The sequence below is a fragment of the Bradyrhizobium jicamae genome, assembly GCF_018130695.1.
In the GTDB taxonomy this organism is placed as follows: Bacteria; Pseudomonadota; Alphaproteobacteria; order Rhizobiales; family Xanthobacteraceae; genus Bradyrhizobium; species Bradyrhizobium jicamae_B.
In genome coordinates this window covers 40,582-59,440 of sequence record NZ_JAFCJX010000018.1, presented here as the reverse complement: position 1 = coordinate 59,440, position 18,859 = coordinate 40,582, and the positions used below count along the sequence as shown (strand labels likewise).

Sequence of the window (18,859 nt, the reverse complement as noted above, 5' to 3'; positions counted from 1 at the left end):
TGTGACAAGGCTATGCAAAAGCGGCGCCAGACTGGATTCCGGGAGACTACGGTTCCGCTTTGGTCGCAGGCCACATTCGGGCCAGCGTCTCGTCTTTTTTTACCAGCGCATGCCAGAGCGTGGCAGAGATATGCAAAGTGACAACGACGTAGACCAGGTAAGCCAGCGTGTCGTGCGTCGCCTCACCGATCCGCGCGATGGCCTGATCGCCCGCGAACAGGCGCGGCCAGCTGAACAGCCCAAAATACTTCAGCGAGTAGCCGCCGGCCGACGAGAACAGGTAGCCGGTGACCGGCATGGCCAACAGCACGAGATAGAGTGCCCAGTGATTGAGCCGCGCTGCCCAACGCACGATGCGGCCGAACGATCGCGGCTCCGGCGGCGCGGATGTCGCCGACCGTACCAGGATGCGCAGGATCGCGAGCGCGAACAGGGTGACACCGAGCGACTTGTGGACCTCGAGCAGCTCGCGGCGCGGCGACGTGCCCGGCGGCTGGAAACCGCAGTAGCAGCCGATCAGCATCGCCGCGATGAAGAGCACCGCTGTTGCCCAGTGAATCCTGCGCAACAGCGGATCGTACGCGGCCGGCACTTCCCCTGACATCAGGCCTCGTCGGCGATGCCGTTGCGCAGCAGGCCGACGCGGTCGATCTCGACCTCGACGACATCGCCCGCCTTCATCCATAGCGGCGGCGTGCGCCGCGAACCGACGCCGCCGGGCGTGCCGGTCGCGATCACATCGCCCGGCTCGAGCCGGGTGAAGGACGAGCAATATTCGATCTGGCGCGGAATATCGAAGATCATCTGATCGATGGTGGTGTCCTGCACCACTTCGCCGTTCAGTCGCGTCTGCAGCCGCAGCTTGCCGATGGCGCCGACTTCGTCCGGCGTCACCAGATACGGACCGAAGCCGCCGGTCGAGGGAAAGTTCTTGCCGGGCGTGAACTGATGGGTGTGGCGCTGGAAGTCGCGCACGCTGCCTTCATTGTAGCAGGCGTAGCCGGCGATATGGCTGAACGCGTCGGCCTTCTGGATGTAGCGGCCGGGCTTGCCGATCACGATCGCAAGCTCGCCCTCGAAATCGAGATCGGTCGAGACGCGCGGGCGGATGATGTTGGTGAGATGCCCGGTCTGGCTGTTGGCGAAGCGGCCGAACACGGTCGGGTTCTCGACCTCCGAACGGCCGGTCTCCTTGCGGTGGTTCTCGTAGTTCAGGCCGATGCAGAGGATCTTGTCGGGGTTCGGAATGACGGGCAGGAAGCCGATCGACGACAGCGCGTGACGCTTGGCCTTCGCAGCCGAAGCGGCAATCTCCTTCAGCGCGTCCGCAGCAATCGCCGATTTGAGATCGGGGAAACGGTCGCGCAGCAGCGCGCCGAGATCGGCGACCTCGTCGCCCTCGACCAGGCCCCACGACGCCGCGTTGTTGACTTGAAAGCTTGCGAAGTTCATCTCTCGGTCCTCGTTGAAAGCTCAGGTCGATGCGGCCGGCACGATACCGGCCGAAGGTGACGGTGTTGCGGTCCTCGCAAATCGCGCGATGCTCCGCTCCGGGAAGATCAGCGCGAAGGCGGCGACGGCGCCGACGATCAGGATGCCGGCGGTGAAAGTCATGGCGTGAGCGTAGCCGAGCGCGACATTAGAGCCGGCTTCGCCGACGATCCAGCCCGTCAGCGCATTGGAGAACAGCGCAGATGCCGCGTTGCCGGAATAGATCACGACGATCAGCCGTCCGCGCTGCGCGGCCGGTGCGATGGCCCCCAGTGCGACCGGGCCGAAGATCGTGGTCAGGCTGGGCGCGGCGAAGGCGATCGCGACGCAGGCGAGCTGCAGTGCGCCCGAGGTCGCGATGCTGAGCAGCAGCGCACAGCCGGCAACGCCGAGCGCCAGGCCCGACGCATTGCCGAGACAGGCGCGCAGGCTCCAGCCCTGGCGCTGCAGGAATTGCGTCAGCCAGGAGCCGCCGAGCAGCAGCGGCGACTGGAAGATGTAGATCGCGGAGATGATCCAGCCGACATCGGTCGGCTTGTAGCCGAGCCCGAGTTGCAGGAACGGCGGCAGCCAGGTCGCCGAGATGCCGACGATCCAGTACGACATGGTCGACATGATGATGACGCCGATCACAGTCGGATCGCACCACAGCACGCGCGCCGGCACGGTCGCGGCATCAGTCGGCACATCATGCTTGTCGTTCGCCGCCGCATACGGCCCCTCGCCACCGATCACGCTCCACAGCAGCATCCAGGCGAGGCCGAGCAGGCCGCAGACCAGGAAACCAGTGCGCCAGCCGTAGCCAAGGATGATCCAGGTCAGGAATGGGCCGCCGGCCAGCAGGCCGACGCTGATGCCCTGCAGCACCACGGCGCTGGGCACGCTGCGCTTCTCCGCGGGAAACCAGTTGTAGCAGGCGTGCAAAGCGGTCGGCAGGCCCGGCCCCTCGCCGGCGCCGAGAATGATGCGGCAGACCACCAGCGTGATCACTGAGCTGGAGAAGAACACCGGGATCTGCGTCGCCGACCAGATCGCGGCGAGCAGCATCAGGATCCATTTCGCCGGGACACGTCCGATTACGAACAGGCCGACCGCCATGCCCGACAGCGAGAACAGCAGGAAGAAGCTGCTGCCGATCAGGCCGAACTCCTTCGGGCTGAGCGACAGGTCCTTCATGATGTGCACCGCCGAGAGGCCGAACACCAGCTTGTCGAAGAAGTTCAGCGTCTGGAACAGAAACAGCATGATGAGCACGGCGATGGCGCGTCCGCTCGTCGACGCCGTCAGGCCTGGTGATGACATGTTTCCCCCGTCATGTTTGTCATTGTGTTGTTTCAGCTCAGCCGCGCCTTGAGGTCCGACAGCATCGCCGCGAGCGACGTTGCATCGTCGGCAACGCCGTAGACGTAATGGTCGGGACGCACGATCGCGGCCGCGCAGCCGTGCTTGCCGAACCAGTTCGTCACCACGCCGTCGTCCTCGCGGACCGCATCTGCGGCATCGCCCGAGGCGATGCGGATCACGCGCAGGCCGAGCTCACCCGCTTGCGCCGCGATCTCGCGCGAGCGTGCCATTGCATTGTCGGCGGCGAGCACCAGCCGCCAGCCGGTGCCGCAGACGGAATCGAGCAGCCGCCGTCCGGCCTCCGTGCGCAGCCAGGGCTGCGGAAACAGCGTCCCGTTCGCCGCATGCGCAGCCGTGGCGAGCAGGCCGTGCGCCAGCGGCGGCACGATCTCCTGTCGTGTGATGGTGCGCGGCGTGCCGCCGCCTTCGGCGAGGATGCGCGCATCGCGCGCGGCGGCAGCATCGGGATCGCGTTCGCAGATCACGTGGCCAATCGCCTTGATGCGGCCCGTCAGCTCGCGCACATGGGCGCTGCGCTCGTCCTGGTAAGTGTCGAGCAGCGCATCGCTCGATTGGCCACGCAGCACCTGCTCCAGCTTCCAGGCGAGATTGGCGACGTCGCGAATGCCTTGGCACATGCCCTGGCCGATGAAGGGCGGCTGCTGATGCGCGGCATCGCCGGCGAGGAAGATGCGGCCGTCGCGCCATGTCTCGGCCACCAGCGCATGGAAACGGTAGCTCGCGGCGCGCCACAGCGTTGCGTCCTCAGGCGTCAGCCAGCGCGCCAGCAACCGCCAGACCTGCTCAGGCCGCTCCATCGCACGCGGGTCCTCGCCCGGCGAGAGCATGATCTCGAAGCGCCGGTGCGGACCGGGCCCGACGATGTAGGAGGTCGGCCGCGCCGGCTCGCAGAACTGGGCCGCGGTCTTCGGCAATTTCGCAAGGCCTGAACCATTGACCATGAGATCGACGACGAGCCAGGGCTCGTCGAACACGAGATCGTCGAAACCGATGCCGAGCTGCCGCCGAACGCCGCTCGAGGCGCCGTCGCAAGCGATGACGTAATCCGCGGTGACACTGCGCGTCGTTCCGTCATCGCCCTGCAGTTCGAGCGTCACGCCGTCTTTCGTTTGGCTGAGCTGCCGCAGCTCGGTCCCGAGTTCGACAGTTACCGATGCCTGAGCGCGCGCATGGTCGCGCAAGATTTCTTCCACCGGCGGCTGGGTGAACACCATGGTCGGCGTGTAGCCGAGTGGATATGGCTCGCTGACCATATCGATGCGACGGATCAATTGTCCTTGCGCGCCAAAGTGCTCGGAGGCCGGGAATGGCGCGATGTAGGGCCGCAGCCTTTCGGCGACGCCGAGGTTATCGAGCAGCCGAAAGATCTCATGATCCAGCGCGATCGCGCGCGGCTTGTCGTAGACGCTGCGGTCGCGATCGACGGCCAGCGTGCGGATGCCGTGCGCGCCGAGCAGATTGGCGGCGACCGCGCCGGAGGGACCAAATCCCACCACGACGACCTGATATTCGTTCGCACTGCGCGTCGCCAACTCGCTCACTCCGTCATGGCTTTGAAAGATCAGGCCGCGGCGTAGCCGACCGCGAGCTGCGCAGCCTTGACGTGCTCGGCCTTGGGCGGGGCGATGCCCCATTGATCGGTGCGGCCGGGCGGCCAGACCCATTGATGAGGCCCGCGAAACACGTAAGCGTCGTCGACCTGCAGCACCTCGGCCGTGTACTCGATCACGGTCCCGACAGGATCGATGAAGTAGGAGAACACATTGTCGCCGGGGCCGTGACGGCCGACGCCCCAGGCGATCGGGAATCCGGCATCGATCATCCGTCCCGAACCGCGCATCACCGACTCCAGGCTCGGCAGCAGGAAGGCGACGTGGTTGAGGCCGTTGACCTTGGCCTCGGCGATGACGACCGCATGGTGATCGCTGTTGCAGCGGACGAAGGCCATGATCTTCGACCGGTCGGTGAGATGGAAGCCGAGCGCCTTCTCGTAGAAGCGCGCGGAGCGATCGACATCGGTACTGTTGAGATTGACATGGGCGAGCCGCTCCGGCCGGTCGCCGCGCGGTTTCGGCGCGTGCGTGGCATCGCCATGGACGAAGCGCAGCACCCCGCCTTCCGGGCCGCGCAGCACCATCACCGTACCGCCATCGGGTGCGTCGTTGGGCGCAGGTGCAGAAATCAGCTGCGCGCCTTCCGCACGCGCATTCGCTGCGATGGATTCAAAATCATCTGATGATGCGACGCGAAACGTCACCGAGCGCAGCTCGGTCGTCGCGCTCCGATGCAGCGCGACGACGTGGTGATCGCTGCCGCTGGCGCGCAGATAGATGACGCCGGCCACTTCCGCGACGCGCTCGAGCCCCCAGACGTCGCAATAGAATTTTGCGGAGACGTCGATGTCAGGCGTGCCGAGGTCGACACTGCGCAGCGCCGTCACGGGAAAGCGGGGCATGAACGAGTCCTCCCCCGCCAAGGCCGGCGGGCGACAAATGGTCATTGTTGATCGCGGCGCCTTTGGGAGGCGACCGAGGCGTTTTATTACACAAAAATAGGAATGCAATAGAAATTTATAAATTTTATCGCCCGGCGGCCAGATGTATATGATACTGAGTCGCGGCCCGCCCGGGCTGGACATCAGGAGACCCTTCTAGTGGACGTGATCACGGCGCCCTCGCCGGCCCCATCGACCCAGGCGAGTCATGTCTACGACCTCCTGCGCGAGGATCTCTTGTCCGGGCGGCTCGCCCCGTCGCGCAAGCTGCAGATGCGCTTCCTGATGGAGACCTATCAGACCGGCCAGACCCCCCTACGCGAGGCGCTCAACCGCCTCACCGCCGACGGCCTCGTCGAGGTCCACGAGCAGCGCGGCTTCTATGTCAAGGACATCAGCCGCGCCGAGCTCGCCGAGCTGACCAAGACGCGCTGTTGGGTCGAGGGCCTGGCGCTGCGCGAGTCGATGGCGGCAGCGACGCCGCAATGGGAGGAGCAGCTGGTGCTGGCGCAGCATCGGCTCAGCCGCGTGCCGCGTTCGCTGAGCGCGACCGAGTTCGCGAACAATCCGGAATGGGAGAAGCTGCACCGCATCTATCATCACACGCTGATCGGCAATTGCGCCTCGCAGTCGCTGATCGCGTTCTGCGGCCAGCTCGCCGACCAGCTCTACCGCTATCGTCGGCTCTCGATCCGAAAGGCCTTTCCGTCGCGCCACATCGGCGACGAGCATGCCGCGATCGTCGAGGCCGTGCTGAGCGGCGATGCCGATCTCGCCGTGCAGCTGCTGACCCGGCATTACCAGCAGACGGCCGAAATCATCCTGCCGGATGAGACGATCTTTCCCGAGCTGAAGCAGACCGCGCGCTGAGAAACGAAAGGTCCGCCGCGAGCGTTCTCACGACGGACCTTTGCGCTCATCGGCTTGGAAGCGAATGGAACTTGCGTGAATGACCATTCACGTCAGTGGCGAAATGCTCATGTTCCCCGTGTTGAATAGCCGCAAATGCTGTCCCACGTCCTCTCACAGGAGGACGATCTCATGATGAAGCAGTCGCAACATTTCCTGGAGAACGCGGCCAATTGCGCGCAGCTCGCCGAGCGCGCGCCCGACGAGCCCAGCTTCAACAGATACAAGCGCATGGAGGCGGCCTGGCGCGCACTCGCCACAGAGCAGGACTGGCTGGACGGCGAGCTGCCGCCGGCGGCGCCCGAGCCCGCGTGATCGGGCGCGATCGCATCGCGCCAAATCGTGATGCGTTCCGGTGGATGAACGCATGCGGCGGCGGGAACCAAATCTTTCCCGATGCCATTGAGTTGGATGGATCGCTTGTTTCTCGCCATCATCATTTCGGGATTGCTGGTCATGGCGACAGTCCTGTCGCTGCTGGTTCTGCCGGGTGACAGCGTCACTCTGCTCCGCCCGCCGCCCGCACCGAGCATGTCGACCGGCCAGGTGCGGCCACGCCCGATGAATGAAGATGGGACGGCGGTGCAAGTGGGGGCACGGGATCGCAACTGAAAGAATTTGTAGGGTGGGCAAAGCGCAGCGTGCCCACCTTCGCGAGCACACAGCAACCTCATATGTCGTCCTGGCGAAAGCCAGGACCCATTACCCCGAATGCAAATTGTTGCACGGCGCTGGAACGACAAGTCCTTTTCACAACCCCTGCTGCGGCGTATGGGCCCTGGCTTTCGCCAGGGCGACGGGGATAGAGCGTCACTTTAGCTCAACGATCTCCACCCAGTTCGGCTTCTTGCCGACCGGATACGATTTCAGCCTGGTCAGCGCACCCGTGCCCTGATCGATGCCGTACACCGTCATGCCATCCGACAACTCGCCAACTGCGGCGAGATATTTTCCGCTGGGATCGATGTTGAAGCCGCGCGGCTGCTTCTCGGTGTCGACGCTGCCGATCGTCGTCAGCTTGCCGCTCGCAGCATCCACCTTGAAGGCGGCGATCGTGTTGGTGGTACGCTCGGAGGCGTAGAGGAAACGTCCGTCCGGCGACAGATGCAGGTCGGCCGCCCACGGCTTGCCGGTGAAGCCGGCCGGCAGCGCCGAGGTGCGCTGCACCTCCTGCCAAACGCCGCCCTTTGCATCATAGTTGAAGACCGCGACGTCGCCGTTCAGCTCGTGCACGAGATAAACGAACTTGCCGTTCGGATGAAACACGAAGTGCCGCGGGCCAGACTTCTCCGGCACCTTGATCGACGGCGGATCGTTCGCGGTCAGCGCGCCGGTCTTGGCATCGAACACAAAGCTCAGCACCTGGTCGGAGCCGAGATTGGTGGCATAGACGAAACGGTTGGCGGCGTCGGGCAGGATCGCATGCGCATTCAGCCCGGTCGGGATCACCTGGGCGGGCGCGCCGACCACGCCATCATCTCCGATCGGGTTCACCGCGATCTTGTTGCCGCCATAGGAGGCGCTGAACAGGAACTTGCCGGAGCGGTCGGTCGACACATAGGCCATGCTGTCGGCCAGCGGTCCGTTGCCGATGTGCTTGAGCATGCCGGTCTTCGGATCGATCGCGAAGCTGACCGCGACGTAAGGCTGCGAGCGGACGCCGGCGATCAGCACGCGATGGTCCGGCGTCAGCGCCAGCGGGGTCGACGAGCCCGGCTTCTCCACGCCGATGAAGGCCGCGGTCTGCACCGGCGTCATCTCGCCGGTCGCGGGGTCGAGACGGAAGACGCTGATATTGTTGCTGTCGGCGTTGCCGACATAGGCGAATGTATCGGCCATGACAGCCCCACCTCCGAGACCCAGCGCGAGCGCCGTGAGCGCGGCGGCGATCCGTCGTATCGATGTGAACATAATGCGTCTTCCCCCTGTCATATTTCTCCCCGTGCCATCGGCACGCGCTGTTGGGGCTGAGCATAGCGAGGCCGGCGCCGCCTCACCAAAAGCAAATTTGGATCGATTGATACCGAAATTGGATCGGTCGCGCAGGCGCTTCGCATCGTGCATCGCACCATTTGAGGTGTTTGAGGTGTCGCGGCCGCGCGCGTGCATCGTTCAAGACTTCCCGCGACACACGAGACCTCACGCGACGCTCGCAAGCGGGCGCGGACCGGATTAACCTCTCTCGGCCCGACCGGATCAACCGGTGGGCGATCACATCGGGAGGATTGCGATGACGCGACAGGACCAACCTGATCCGACGATCTCACGACGCACGCTTGTCCAGGGACTGGCGCTCACCGCCGGCGCCACGCTCGCCGCCGGCAGCGCGCTGGCCCAGACGGCCACTCCGCCGGGACCGCCGAGCACGATCACCACGCCACCGCGCGATTTCAGTCCGCGCGGCGCGCCGACCACCTATTTCTGGGACCCCGACGTCATCGCCGTCGATCCGTCCTTCAACGATCTCGCGCAACCCAACACGTCGATCACGCGGCTCTTCACCGGCGTGCTGTGGGCGGAAGGCCCGGCGTGGAGCGCACAGGGCCGCTATCTCCTGTGGAGCGACATTCCCAACAACCGGCAGATGCGTTGGAGCGAGGATGACGGCCGCGTCAGCGTGTTCCGCTCGCCCTCCAACAATTCCAACGGCAACTCGTTCGACTTCCAGGGCCGCCAGCTGTCCTGCGAGCATCTGACCCGCCGCGTGACGCGGTACGAGCATGACGGCACCGCGACCGTGCTCGCCGACAATTACAACGGCAAGAAACTGAACTCGCCGAACGACGTGGTCGCGCATCCCGATGGCAGTTACTGGTTCACCGATCCGCCCTATGGCGGCCAACTCTACGAGGGCGAGCCGGATGCCGCGGGCGGGCCGAGCAATGCCGGCGGAAAGCTCAATCCGAAGATCGGCCAACCGGCCGGCTTCGTGCCTGGCAAGCGCGAGTTGCCGACCAACTGTTATCGCATCGATCCATCCGGCCGCGTCGATCTCGTGGTGACCGAAGAGCAGGTTCCCGACCCGAACGGCCTCTGCTTCTCGCCGGACTTCAAGAAGCTCTATGTCGTCTCGACCGGCAAGGGACCGGGCGACACCGGGCCCGGCGGCAAGGGCGAGATCTTCGTGTTCGACGTCGGCGCCGACAACAAGCTCTCGAACGGCAAGCGTTTCAGCGAATGCATGGTCGACGGCATCAAATGCGGGCCGGACGGCGTGCGCTGCGACGTCAACGGCAATGTCTGGGCCTCCAGCAATGCCGGCCGCGCCACAGGCTACAACGGCGTGACGGTGTGGTCGCCGGACGGCAAGCTGCTCGGCCGCATCCGTCTGCCCGAGGTGTGCGGCAACGTCTGCTTCGGCGGCCCCAAGCGCAACCGCCTGTTCATGGCGGCGAGCCAGTCGCTGTATTCGGTGTTCACGGCGACGCAGGGGGCGGGCCCGGGCTGAGCGCGCACACACGATCACGTGAAACCGGCGTCGGCGGCAATCGCCGACGCCGGAATTGTATTCGGCCGCTTGCAAATCCGATCAGGTTGACGACAGTGGCTGCCAACGCGCGGGCATCTCAAGCACCGGCGGCTCATCAAGGAGGACACATGCTTCCCCACGTCACGCACGATCCGCGCTTCGAGCGACTGGTGTTCCCTCATGTCAACCTCGAGAAGCTCACCAGCGGCTGCCGCTGGGCCGAGGGCCCCGCCTATTTCCCGGCCGGCTGCTACCTCGTCTGGTCCGACATTCCCAACAATCGGATGATGCGGTTTGACGAGACGGATGGCTCGGTGTCGGTGTTCCGCGCGCCGAGCTTCAATTCCAACGGCAACACGACCGATCGTCAGGGGCGGCTGGTCAGTTGCGAGCACCTGATGCGGCGCGTGACCCGGACCGAGCATGACGGCTCGATCACGGTTCTCGCTGATCAGTTCGACGGCCGCCGGCTGAACTCGCCCAATGACGCCGTCGTCAAATCCGATGACTCGATCTGGTTCTCCGATCCGACCTACGGCATCGACAGCGACTATGAAGGCCTGCAAAGCCCGTCCGAGATCGGCGCCAACAATGTCTACCGGATCGACGCCGCAACCGGCAAGGTCACGTGCGTTGTGTCCGGCCGGGTGCAACCCAATGGGCTCGCGTTCTCGCCTGATGAGAAGCTGCTTTACGTTGCCGACACCGGCGCGACGCATGTCCGCGGGCTGCCCGCCACGATCTGGTCCTACAGAGTGGATGGAGCGCGGACGACCGGCGACGCGTCACTGTTCGCCACCTGCCCGGAAGGACTCTACGACGGCTTCCGCTGCGACATCCATGGCAACATCTGGACGTCGGCCGGCCGCAGCGTGTTCTGCTATGCGCCTGACGGTACGCACCTCGGCACGATTCCGATCGGCGAGATTGTCGCGAACGTCTGCTTCGGCGGCCCGCGCCGCAACCGGCTCTATATCTGCGGCCAGACCTCGCTGTATTCGATCTATCTCAACACGCGTGCGGCGGTCTAGCTCGTCACGCGCTCGCCGCGCCCGTAGACCAGCAGCATGAAGATGATGACGAGGCCGTAGATCACCTGCCGGCCGGCCTCGGGCATCTCCATGATCGACAGCACGCTGTTCAACAGCACGATCAGCACGACGCCGATCAGCGTGCCGAGATAGCGGCCGCGGCCACCGAGGATGTTGGTGCCGCCGATCACGACGGCTGCGATCGACGGCAGCAGATAGGCATCGCCCATGCCCTGATAGGCCTTGGTGGAATAGCCGGCCAGCAGCACGCCGGCGAGTGCGGCCGCGACGCCGCAGATCATGAAGCAGATCACGGTGACGCGGCGTGTGTCGACGCCGGCCAGATAGGCCGCCGCCTCCTTGTTGCCGATGGCATAGATGTAACGGCCGAGCGCGGTACGCTGGAGCATCACGGCGACCAGCACCGAGACCGCCGCCCAGACGAACAGGGCGTTGGGGATGCCGAGCGTGCGGTCGGCGGCGAGCGTCCGCATCAGATCGGTGGCGGCCGTCTGCGGCGCGTAGCCGCCGGTATGGGCAACCATCAGGCCGCGCATGACCGCATTGACGCCCAGCGTGAAGATCATCGAGGGCACGCGCAGATAGGCGACGCCGATGCCGTTGACGAGCCCGACCAGAAGCCCGATCCCGAGGCCGACGGGAATCGCGAGCGGTCCGCCGATCGACGTTGCCATCATCGCGGCGGCGGCCAGCGTCCACGGCACCGACAGATCGATCTGGGCGATCAGGATCACGATCATCATGCCGGCCGCCACGATGCCGAGGAAGGCACCGATCTGGAGCTGCTGCAACAGATAGGTCGGCGACAGCAGCGGCGCGCTGCCGAAACGGGCGAACGTATAGACGGTGCCCGCCACCAGGATGACCAGGATGAACAGCGCCGCAATCAGGATCGGGCGATCGTCGCGCGAGAGGCTGAGCGAGGCCGAATTCATCGAAACAGCTCCAACGTATTCTTGACGCGCAGGACGCCGAGCGCGCCGATGCTGACGGCCGCCAGCAGGATCACGCCCTCGAACAGCGGTTGCAGCAAGGGCGCGATATCGAAGATGCGGAAGAAGAAGGAGATCACGCGCAGGATCATGGCCCCGAAGATCGAGCCGATCGCGCTGCCGGTGCCGCCGAGCAGCGAGGTGCCGCCGATCACGACGGAGGCGATGGAGTTGAGCGTATAGGCGCCGGCCTGCGGGATGTCGGCATTGCCCGACGAGGTCTGGATGGCGAGGAACAGGCCGCCGCAGCCGGCGAAGAAGCCGGCCAACGTGAACGCCGCGATCTTGGCGCGGTCGATCGGGAGCCCCGACATGTAGGCCGCACCTTCGGCGGAGCCGACCGCATAGACGGCGCGGCCAAGCACGGAGCGGCGGAACGGCACCCAGACCACAAGCGCAATCAGGATGAGCAGCACGAACGGCACCGGAATCCAGGCCAGCGGCGCAAACCAGCCTGCGGCGCCGTCGTCGAAAATATGCACGGTCGCGGCGAAATCGCCGAGCGAATTGGTCAGCGCCCAGTTGAGGTCCTCGTCGATCTTGCCGCCCGGCGTCGGACGCAGGAACAGCGCAATGCCGATATAGACCGCACCGGTGGCGAGCGTCGCGATGATCGGCTGGATCCGTCCATAGACGACGACGCAGCCATTGATGAAGCCGGCCAGCGCCCCAATGGCGAGGCACACGACGATCCCGAGCAGGATGCCGCTGACGCCGCCGGGAAACGTGCCAAGACCGATATGCAGGCCGAAGATGTCGAGATGCAGCGGCGCGCCGGCGGCCGTGCCCGTCAGCAGGTAGCTCGCGAAGCATCCCACCATGGTCATGACGGCACCGACCGAAAGATCGAGCCCCGACGCCAGCACCGGCACGGTCTGGGCCATGGCCAGCATGGCAAGCGCAAAGATCTCGTCGCTGTTCTGCACCAGCACGGCCGAAGAGAAGCCCTTCGGATGCGAAAGGTTGTAGAGCACGTAGAGGACGGCAAACAACAGGACGGCGGTGACGATGCCGACGTTCTGGCGGACACGGATGGCAACATCGTCAAGCATGCACGGCTCCGGCGCCGGCCGGCGCTGACGCATCGATGTTCAGCGCGCTCGCGATGATGTTGGTCTCGGTGAGCTCGTCGCCCTGGAGTTCGCGCACGATACGGCCGTCATACATGATCGCCACCCTGTCGCAGCAGCCGATCAGCTCGTCATAGTCGGTCGAGTAGAACAGGATCGCGGCGCCCTGGTCCGCGAGCTCGCGCATCAGACGATAAAGCTCCTGCTTGGTGCCGACGTCGATGCCGCGGGTGGGATCGTTGAGCAGGATGATGCGCGGCTCGGTCATCAGCCATTTGGCGAGCACCACTTTCTGCTGGTTGCCGCCCGACAGCGTCGAGACCGCATCACCAGCCGCGCCGATCTTGATCTGAAGCCGCGCAACGGCACGCTTGACGGCCTCGCTCTCCTTGGCACGGTCGACCAGCGGTCCGGTCGAGATGGCGTCGAGCGAGGCGACCACCAGATTGTCCGCGATCGACATCGGCAGCATCAAGCCTTCGGTCTTGCGATCCTCGGGGACCAGCGCGATGCCCGCCGACTTCGCCGCCGCGGGAGAGCCGGGCCGCACCTCGCGCTCTTCCACCGTGACGCGCCCGGAGACACCGCGCAGCACGCCAAACAAGGCCAGCAGCAGCGTTTTCTGGCCTTGTCCGTCCAACCCGCCGAGACCGACGATCTCACCGGCGTCGACGCGGAGCGAGATGCGGTCGAGACGCCCCTCCCAGGACAATTTGTCGAGCGCCAGCATCGGCTTCGCCGAGCTGCGAGCGGGTTTGGGAGGATATTGCGCGGCAATGTCGCGGCCGATCATGAGCTGGACGATCTCTGCGGTCGAGCGCCTGCCCTTGTCGAAGGTTTCGATATGGCGCCCGTTGCGAAACACCGAGGCGCGGTCGGCAAGGGCCTCGACCTCATGCATGCGGTGCGAGATGTAGAGAATGGCGACACCATCGGACTTGAGCCGCGCGAGCATCGCGTAGACCTTCTCCACGTCGGCGCTGGTCAGCGCCGAGGTGGCCTCGTCGAGGATCAGAAGCTGCGGCTTCTTGCCGAGCGCCTTGGCGATCTCGACGATCTGGCGGCGCGACAGCGGCAGGTCGCGGACGCGCATCAGCGGGTTGACGTCCTCACACCCTATTTCGGCCAGCAGCTCCTCGGCGCGGCGGCGCTGCGCCCGCGCGTCGATCAGGCCGAACCGCCGCGGCGGCGCGGCGATCGAGATGTTGTCCGCGACCGAAAGGTCGGGCATCAGCGACAGCTCCTGGAAAATGCAGACAACGCCGGCGGCATTGGCGGCCGACGGGGTCGCGAAGCTGACGTCCCGTCCGGCAAGGCGCATGTGGCCGGAATCCGGTTGCACCACGCCTGCGATGATCTTGATCAGCGTCGATTTGCCGGCGCCGTTCTCGCCGAGCACGGCGTGGATCTTGCCGCGCGCGCAGGCGAAGTCGACGCCCTCCAGCGCCCGCACGCCGGCGTAGCGCTTGGAAATTCCGGACAGTTCGAGAAAGGCTCCTTGCGTCAGGACCGCATCCGACATGGCGCGTCCTCACGCAGCGGCGGCCCGGCCGGAGCCGGGCCGCAAGCAGGACATCTCCAGCGGCGTCACTGGGTGTTCTTCTCGCTCTGCGACATGATCTCCGGCGCCGTGAAATTCACGCCGCACGGCGTGAACTGGTTCGGCGCAAAGAAGTTCGCATTGAGCTCCGGCCAGTAATTGGTGCCGGGCTTGAGATCCTTGTAGGTCGCAACCGGAATCGGGATCGAGATCAGCTGCGGCATGACATTGCCCTGCAGCGCCGAGATCGCCGCCTTGGTGGCAATCGCAACCAGCGCCGGCGACTGGCCATAGGACATGCCCTTGAGGCCGTCCTTGGCGTGATCGGCGATCTGCTTGCGATACTCGTTCTCGCCCTCGCCCGACATCGGCACGAAGGGATGCTTGGCGGCCATCATCGCCTGCACCGTGCCGTCGGAGCCGCCCTGCGTGAACACGCCGTCGAAACGGCCGTGCACCGCAAGTGCGTCCGCCGTCACCTTCTGCGAGGTGCCGGTGTCCCAATTGCCGACCACTTCGGTGATCTTGAAGCTGTTGCCGGGCGCTTCCATCACCTCGCGGAAGCCGATGTGGCGATCACGGTCGACCGAATTGCCCGGCAGGCCGCGCACCTCGAGAATGTCGCCGGACTTCTTGCCGCCCTCATCGATGATCCATTTCGCCGACATGCGACCCATTTCCTTCTGGTCCTCGTTGACCATCATCACCTTGTCGGTGTCGAGGACGTTGTCGAAGGGGACCACCACCACGTTGTTCTTGTCGGCGAGGCGGATGATGCGGTCGAAGCCGTCGGGCGCCACCGCGATGGTGACGATGGCGTCGTAGCCCTGATTGATGAAGTCCTCCATCGCGCCGAGTTGCGCTGCAACATCGGTGCCGGTCGACACGACCTTGAACTCCTTGATGTGCTCCTTGATGCCCTTCTGCTCGGCAAAAGCCTTTGCCGTCTTCACCATCTGGATGCGCCAGGTGTTGCCGACGAACCCGTTGACGAGCGCGATCTTGTACGGGCCGGGCTTCTTGTCCCACTGGAAGAACTTGGTCTGAGCGGACCAGGGCTTGAAACATCCGGGATCAGCGCCCGGACCGGACACCACCTTGGGACCTGCCAAAGCACTGACCGGGGATAGTAGCAAGCCGGCACAAGCCAGCCCCGCAAGACGATGCGTCCACTCCATGTCCCTTCTCCTTGATTGTTTTTTGCGTTCCGACCCTTCAACTGGCTCGACGAAATGGCTCGACGGCCATGCGGGGAATTGAGCTTCCCACGCGATTGCCCGGCAAGGATGGCACGCAACCTGCGATGCGGACAAGGCGAATACCGTTGGGCCGTGCCTCACTCGCTCCGTGCACGGGCACGAACACCATCACAATTGCGGGAGGCTGTGCTGCATGGTGTGGCAGCACTGAAAATGCACTGACGACAAACGGATGTTCGCATCCGGCTCGACGCCGTGCGAACCCTCCATCCGTGACAACGACGGGACCACGCCACAGTCCGCGACCTGCTCCCTGGAAGGCCGCATGAAAAGAATGAGACTCAGGGAAAAATATGAACCGAGCCACCGACTGTTGCAGTGCGACGAACTTGCCCCCGGATCTGCTGCGTTCGCCTGCCCGAAGCCGAGCTGCAGCGCCTGCCTTGGCGTGCGAGGCGCGAGCGGCCTGTTCGTTGCCACGCGCGATCCGGGGACGACTAAGGGCGTGTTGACTTTCGAGGGTCCGATCCAAATACTCGGCAAAAAACTGCCGAAAAACATTGCAAAAAACGGTCACAGGGAGAACGCGATGCCGACTTCACGCAGAACACTGCTGAAGACTTCCGCGGCTGCCGCCGCAGCTTTCAGCTTCGATTGGACCCGCGCACAAGCTCAAGCCGAAACGTTGCGCATCGGCGTCATCTACGACCTGACCGGCCCGTTCGCGGCGGGCGGCTCGGTCGCCTCCTCGATCGGCGCGCAGATCGCGATCGATCTCGTCAACGAGAAGGGCGGCATCGGCGGCAAGACCAAGATCGTCCCCGTCAACGTCGATTCCCAGAGCAAGCCCGACGTCGCGATCAACGAGGCCAATCGCCTGATCGATCAGGAGAAGATCGAGATCCTCAACGGCGTCTATGCGAGCTCGCACGCAGTCCCGCTGGCGGCCAAGGTCGAGCAGCAGAAGAAGATCCTCTGGATCACGACCGCGGTGTCGACCGCCGTGTTCAAGGACAAGAACCTGCAATACGTCTTCCGCGCGCAGATCCATTCCGACCAGTACGGCCAGGCCTTTGCGTCCTTCATCGCCGAGCACGCCAAGGGCAAGCTCGGCATGGACCCCAAGGACGTGAAGGTCGCGCTGATCCATGAGGACGGCCCCTACGGCGTCGGCGTCGCCGCCGCCGACGAAGCCTACGCCAAGGAAAACGGCGTCCAGGTCGTGCTCAAGGAAGGCTATTCGGCCTCCGCGCCCGATCTCTCGGTGCTGGTGACAAAACTCAAGCGCGCCAAGGCCGATATCATCTCGCATGCCGGCTACAACCCCGACATCACGCTGTTCCTGCGCCAGGCGCGCGAGAGCGGGCTGAAGTTCAAGATGCTGTTCGGCGCCGGCGCCGGCTACAGCCAGCTCGACAAGCTACGCGAGACCTTTGGTGCCGACATCGACAATTTCTGCAACATCGACCCGGTGCCCGCGCAACTGCTCGATGGTTCAAAACTCGCGCCTGGCGTCGGCGATCTCACCAAGACCATGATCGCGCGCTATCGCGACAAGACCAAGGCCACCGAAGTGCCGCCGCACTGCTCGATGGGCTTCAACCAGACCTGGGTGCTGCTCAACAACGTGCTGCCGGTCGCCAAGGAGAAATACGGCGGCTTCGATCCCGAGGCGGTGCGCAAGGCGGCGCTCGACGTCGACATCCCCGCGGGCGGCACCATCCAGGGCTATGGCGTGAAATTCTACCCGCCGGGCACGCCGATGTCCGGCCAGAACGAGCGCTCGACCCCGGTCGTGATGCAAAACGCCGGCGAGAAGATCTCTGTGGTGTGGCCGACCGGCATCCGAACGCAGGACCCGGTCTTCCCGCTGCCGAAGGGCTCGATCTACGGGGCGTGATGGTCTTCGCCTCTCCCCGCTTGCGGGGAGAGGCCGGAATGCGCGCTGAAAGCGCGGATTCCGGGTGAGGGGGACTCTCCGCGCACTCCTCTGTCACTGTACCCGCGGAGAGTCCCCCTCACCCGCATCGCATCTCCGATGCGATGCGACCTCTCCCCGCAAGCGGGGCGAGGTGAAGAAAGACCGACACCGCCGCTCAACGTTCTCACAACACCACGCGTCGTCCCTCATCCGCCGCCCAATACCCCGCGTAATTCACCTTGATGGTCTCGAACGCCAGCGCCAGATCCGACAGCGGCTGCCGTCCCGTCGCGACGCATTCCATGAAGTCCTGGATCTCCTGCAGATAGCCGCGGGTCCATTCCTCCTCGAGGCAGACATATTGCCAGCCGGTTTTGCGGTCGACCTTCTCGGTGATGTAGACGCCGGCGAGCTTCTCCTCGCTGGTCTGGTAGCTCATCAAATGATTGTTCGGCGTGATGTTGGCGAACAGCGAGCCGCCTGAGGTGTAGGTCTCGATCAGATTGCGCACGCCGCCCATGATCATGTCGCCGGAGAACACCGTTGCCTTGGTGCCGTCGGAGAAGGTCGCGGTCAGCGTGCCCCAATCCTCGACGTCGACGGGACTAGCCTTGATGTAGGTCCGCTCCTCCGGCTTCAGGCCTGCGGTGACGTTGCCGACATCGCAGGTCACGCTCGCGACGTTGATCTTCTCACCACGCGCCTTCGCCTCGACCTGCTTGAGATAGAGCACCGCCGAGAGCGGATGGCAGCCCATCCGGATCAGCGAGCCGCCGCCGGTCATCGCCCATTGCGCGGCATGCGCGGCGTGCGAGCCGGAGTGGCTCTCCTCGCCCTTCATGAACAGGATCTTGTCTTTGGTCGCCTTGATGATCTCCGCGGTCTTGGTCACCGCCGGCGCGTAGACCCAGTCCTCGGCATACATGAAGAGACGGCCGGTCTTGGTGATGGCCGCGCGCGTCGCCTCCATCTCCTCCAGCACGCGCTGGTACATCAGCGCCTTCGGGACATGCTTGCCGATCGGCACTGCGTCGCCCTCGCGGCCAAAATAGCCGGCGAACGGCTTTTCGCAGATCACATGCTTGCCGGCCTGCATCGCCTCGACGATCATCGATGCGTGCAGATTGGGCGGCGTGCAGATGTCGATCACATCGATCTCGCGATCGGCGACCAGCTCGCGAAAGCTGCGATAAGCGGTCGGGATCTGATGCTTGCGGGCGAACTCGACGACATGGTCGCCGCGCGCCGCCACCGCCTTGACCTCGACATCGACGCCATAGACCCGGCGAAAGGCATACATGTGCAGCTCGGAGACGAAGCCGCAGCCGGCCAGACCAATCCTGATTTTTTTCATTTT

Annotated in this window: 17 protein-coding genes; 6 read left to right on the top strand and 11 right to left on the bottom strand. The window is 64.8% G+C overall.

Annotation, left to right across the window (positions count from 1 at the left end):
- Positions 1-46: 46 nt before the first annotated feature.
- The 5 genes from JQ604_RS25075 to JQ604_RS25055 are packed head-to-tail and all read right to left on the bottom strand — an operon-like array spanning position 47 to position 5,311.
- On the bottom strand, positions 47-604 hold the full coding sequence (locus JQ604_RS25075) for a cytochrome b (protein WP_212363142.1): 558 nt from the start codon (positions 602-604) through the stop codon (positions 47-49).
- A complete protein-coding gene (locus tag JQ604_RS25070) occupies positions 604-1,452 on the bottom strand; it encodes a fumarylacetoacetate hydrolase family protein (protein WP_212363141.1) in 849 nt (282 codons plus the stop codon). The genes JQ604_RS25075 and JQ604_RS25070 overlap by 1 nt, the downstream gene beginning before the upstream one ends.
- A 21-nt stretch (positions 1,453-1,473) precedes the next feature.
- Positions 1,474-2,793: an MFS transporter gene (locus JQ604_RS25065; RefSeq protein ID WP_212363140.1), complete on the bottom strand. Its 1,320-nt coding sequence runs from the start codon at positions 2,791-2,793 to the stop codon at positions 1,474-1,476.
- Between the two features lie 32 nt (positions 2,794-2,825).
- Entirely contained in the window at positions 2,826-4,388 is a 1,563-nt protein-coding gene (locus tag JQ604_RS25060) for a bifunctional 3-(3-hydroxy-phenyl)propionate/3-hydroxycinnamic acid hydroxylase (protein ID WP_249158626.1), read from the bottom strand.
- Between the two features lie 29 nt (positions 4,389-4,417).
- Positions 4,418-5,311: a VOC family protein gene (locus JQ604_RS25055; RefSeq protein ID WP_212363138.1), complete on the bottom strand. Its 894-nt coding sequence runs from the start codon at positions 5,309-5,311 to the stop codon at positions 4,418-4,420.
- Between the two features lie 198 nt (positions 5,312-5,509).
- Between JQ604_RS25055 and JQ604_RS25050 the strand changes: the two genes are divergently transcribed.
- The 3 genes from JQ604_RS25050 (at position 5,510) to JQ604_RS25040 (ending at position 6,871) form a co-directional block, all read left to right on the top strand.
- Entirely contained in the window at positions 5,510-6,220 is a 711-nt protein-coding gene (locus tag JQ604_RS25050) for a GntR family transcriptional regulator (protein ID WP_212363136.1), read from the top strand.
- Positions 6,221-6,355: 135 nt separating this feature from the next.
- Positions 6,356-6,574, top strand: a complete 219-nt coding sequence (locus JQ604_RS25045) for a hypothetical protein (protein ID WP_433996282.1) — start codon at positions 6,356-6,358, stop codon at positions 6,572-6,574.
- A gap of 105 nt (positions 6,575-6,679) precedes the next feature.
- Positions 6,680-6,871 (top strand): hypothetical protein, encoded by a 192-nt coding sequence (locus JQ604_RS25040; protein WP_212363135.1) that lies wholly within the window; start codon positions 6,680-6,682, stop codon positions 6,869-6,871.
- Between the two features lie 198 nt (positions 6,872-7,069).
- Here the strand turns inward: JQ604_RS25040 and JQ604_RS25035 are convergent, their stop codons facing one another.
- On the bottom strand, positions 7,070-8,170 hold the full coding sequence (locus tag JQ604_RS25035; RefSeq protein WP_433996281.1) for a lactonase family protein: 1,101 nt from the start codon (positions 8,168-8,170) through the stop codon (positions 7,070-7,072).
- Positions 8,171-8,489: 319 nt separating this feature from the next.
- Here JQ604_RS25035 and JQ604_RS25030 point away from each other — a divergent pair, with 319 nt between their 5' ends.
- Together JQ604_RS25030 and JQ604_RS25025 are read left to right on the top strand one after the other, a co-directional pair.
- The gene (locus JQ604_RS25030) at positions 8,490-9,707 is read left to right on the top strand and encodes an SMP-30/gluconolactonase/LRE family protein (protein ID WP_212363133.1); all 1,218 of its coding nucleotides are present in this window, start codon (positions 8,490-8,492) and stop codon (positions 9,705-9,707) included.
- A gap of 149 nt (positions 9,708-9,856) precedes the next feature.
- Positions 9,857-10,759 carry an SMP-30/gluconolactonase/LRE family protein gene (locus tag JQ604_RS25025; protein WP_212363132.1) on the top strand — a complete coding sequence of 301 codons (903 nt, stop codon included), beginning with the start codon at positions 9,857-9,859 and terminating at the stop codon, positions 10,757-10,759.
- Here JQ604_RS25025 and JQ604_RS25020 read toward each other — a convergent pair.
- From JQ604_RS25020 to JQ604_RS25005, 4 genes are all read right to left on the bottom strand, one after another.
- Positions 10,756-11,715 carry an ABC transporter permease gene (locus JQ604_RS25020; protein WP_212363131.1) on the bottom strand — a complete coding sequence of 320 codons (960 nt, stop codon included), beginning with the start codon at positions 11,713-11,715 and terminating at the stop codon, positions 10,756-10,758. The two genes, JQ604_RS25025 and JQ604_RS25020, sit on opposite strands and share 4 nt — an antisense overlap.
- Positions 11,712-12,824: an ABC transporter permease gene (locus JQ604_RS25015; protein ID WP_212363129.1), complete on the bottom strand. Its 1,113-nt coding sequence runs from the start codon at positions 12,822-12,824 to the stop codon at positions 11,712-11,714. The genes JQ604_RS25020 and JQ604_RS25015 overlap by 4 nt, the downstream gene beginning before the upstream one ends.
- Positions 12,817-14,364, bottom strand: coding sequence for a sugar ABC transporter ATP-binding protein (locus tag JQ604_RS25010; RefSeq protein WP_212363127.1), 1,548 nt, complete (start codon positions 14,362-14,364; stop codon positions 12,817-12,819). The genes JQ604_RS25015 and JQ604_RS25010 overlap by 8 nt, the downstream gene beginning before the upstream one ends.
- Before the next feature lie 65 nt (positions 14,365-14,429).
- Entirely contained in the window at positions 14,430-15,560 is a 1,131-nt protein-coding gene (locus JQ604_RS25005; RefSeq protein WP_212363125.1) for a sugar ABC transporter substrate-binding protein, read from the bottom strand.
- A 610-nt stretch (positions 15,561-16,170) separates the two neighbouring features.
- Between JQ604_RS25005 and JQ604_RS25000 the strand changes: the two genes are divergently transcribed.
- Entirely contained in the window at positions 16,171-17,481 is a 1,311-nt protein-coding gene (locus JQ604_RS25000; RefSeq protein ID WP_212363123.1) for an ABC transporter substrate-binding protein, read from the top strand.
- A 205-nt stretch (positions 17,482-17,686) separates the two neighbouring features.
- Here JQ604_RS25000 and JQ604_RS24995 read toward each other — a convergent pair whose 3' ends face one another.
- A complete protein-coding gene (locus JQ604_RS24995; RefSeq protein ID WP_212363121.1) occupies positions 17,687-18,856 on the bottom strand; it encodes a Gfo/Idh/MocA family protein in 1,170 nt (389 codons plus the stop codon).
- Positions 18,857-18,859 lie beyond the last annotated feature (3 nt).

Coding starts and splice junctions, on each gene's coding strand:
- JQ604_RS24995 (WP_212363121.1), bottom strand. CDS start 18,856: ATGAAAAAAATCAGGATTGGTCTGGCCGGCTGCGGCTTCGTCTCCGAG.
- JQ604_RS25025 (WP_212363132.1), top strand. CDS start 9,857: ATGCTTCCCCACGTCACGCACGATCCGCGCTTCGAGCGACTGGTGTTC.
- JQ604_RS25005 (WP_212363125.1), bottom strand. CDS start 15,560: ATGGAGTGGACGCATCGTCTTGCGGGGCTGGCTTGTGCCGGCTTGCTA.
- JQ604_RS25035 (WP_433996281.1), bottom strand. CDS start 8,170: ATGTTCACATCGATACGACGGATCGCCGCCGCGCTCACGGCGCTCGCG.
- JQ604_RS25015 (WP_212363129.1), bottom strand. CDS start 12,824: ATGCTTGACGATGTTGCCATCCGTGTCCGCCAGAACGTCGGCATCGTC.
- JQ604_RS25075 (WP_212363142.1), bottom strand. CDS start 604: ATGTCAGGGGAAGTGCCGGCCGCGTACGATCCGCTGTTGCGCAGGATT.
- JQ604_RS25030 (WP_212363133.1), top strand. CDS start 8,490: ATGACGCGACAGGACCAACCTGATCCGACGATCTCACGACGCACGCTT.
- JQ604_RS25065 (WP_212363140.1), bottom strand. CDS start 2,793: ATGTCATCACCAGGCCTGACGGCGTCGACGAGCGGACGCGCCATCGCC.
- JQ604_RS25055 (WP_212363138.1), bottom strand. CDS start 5,311: ATGCCCCGCTTTCCCGTGACGGCGCTGCGCAGTGTCGACCTCGGCACG.
- JQ604_RS25010 (WP_212363127.1), bottom strand. CDS start 14,364: ATGTCGGATGCGGTCCTGACGCAAGGAGCCTTTCTCGAACTGTCCGGA.
- JQ604_RS25000 (WP_212363123.1), top strand. CDS start 16,171: ATGCCGACTTCACGCAGAACACTGCTGAAGACTTCCGCGGCTGCCGCC.
- JQ604_RS25070 (WP_212363141.1), bottom strand. CDS start 1,452: ATGAACTTCGCAAGCTTTCAAGTCAACAACGCGGCGTCGTGGGGCCTG.
- JQ604_RS25045 (WP_433996282.1), top strand. CDS start 6,356: ATGCTGTCCCACGTCCTCTCACAGGAGGACGATCTCATGATGAAGCAG.
- JQ604_RS25020 (WP_212363131.1), bottom strand. CDS start 11,715: ATGAATTCGGCCTCGCTCAGCCTCTCGCGCGACGATCGCCCGATCCTG.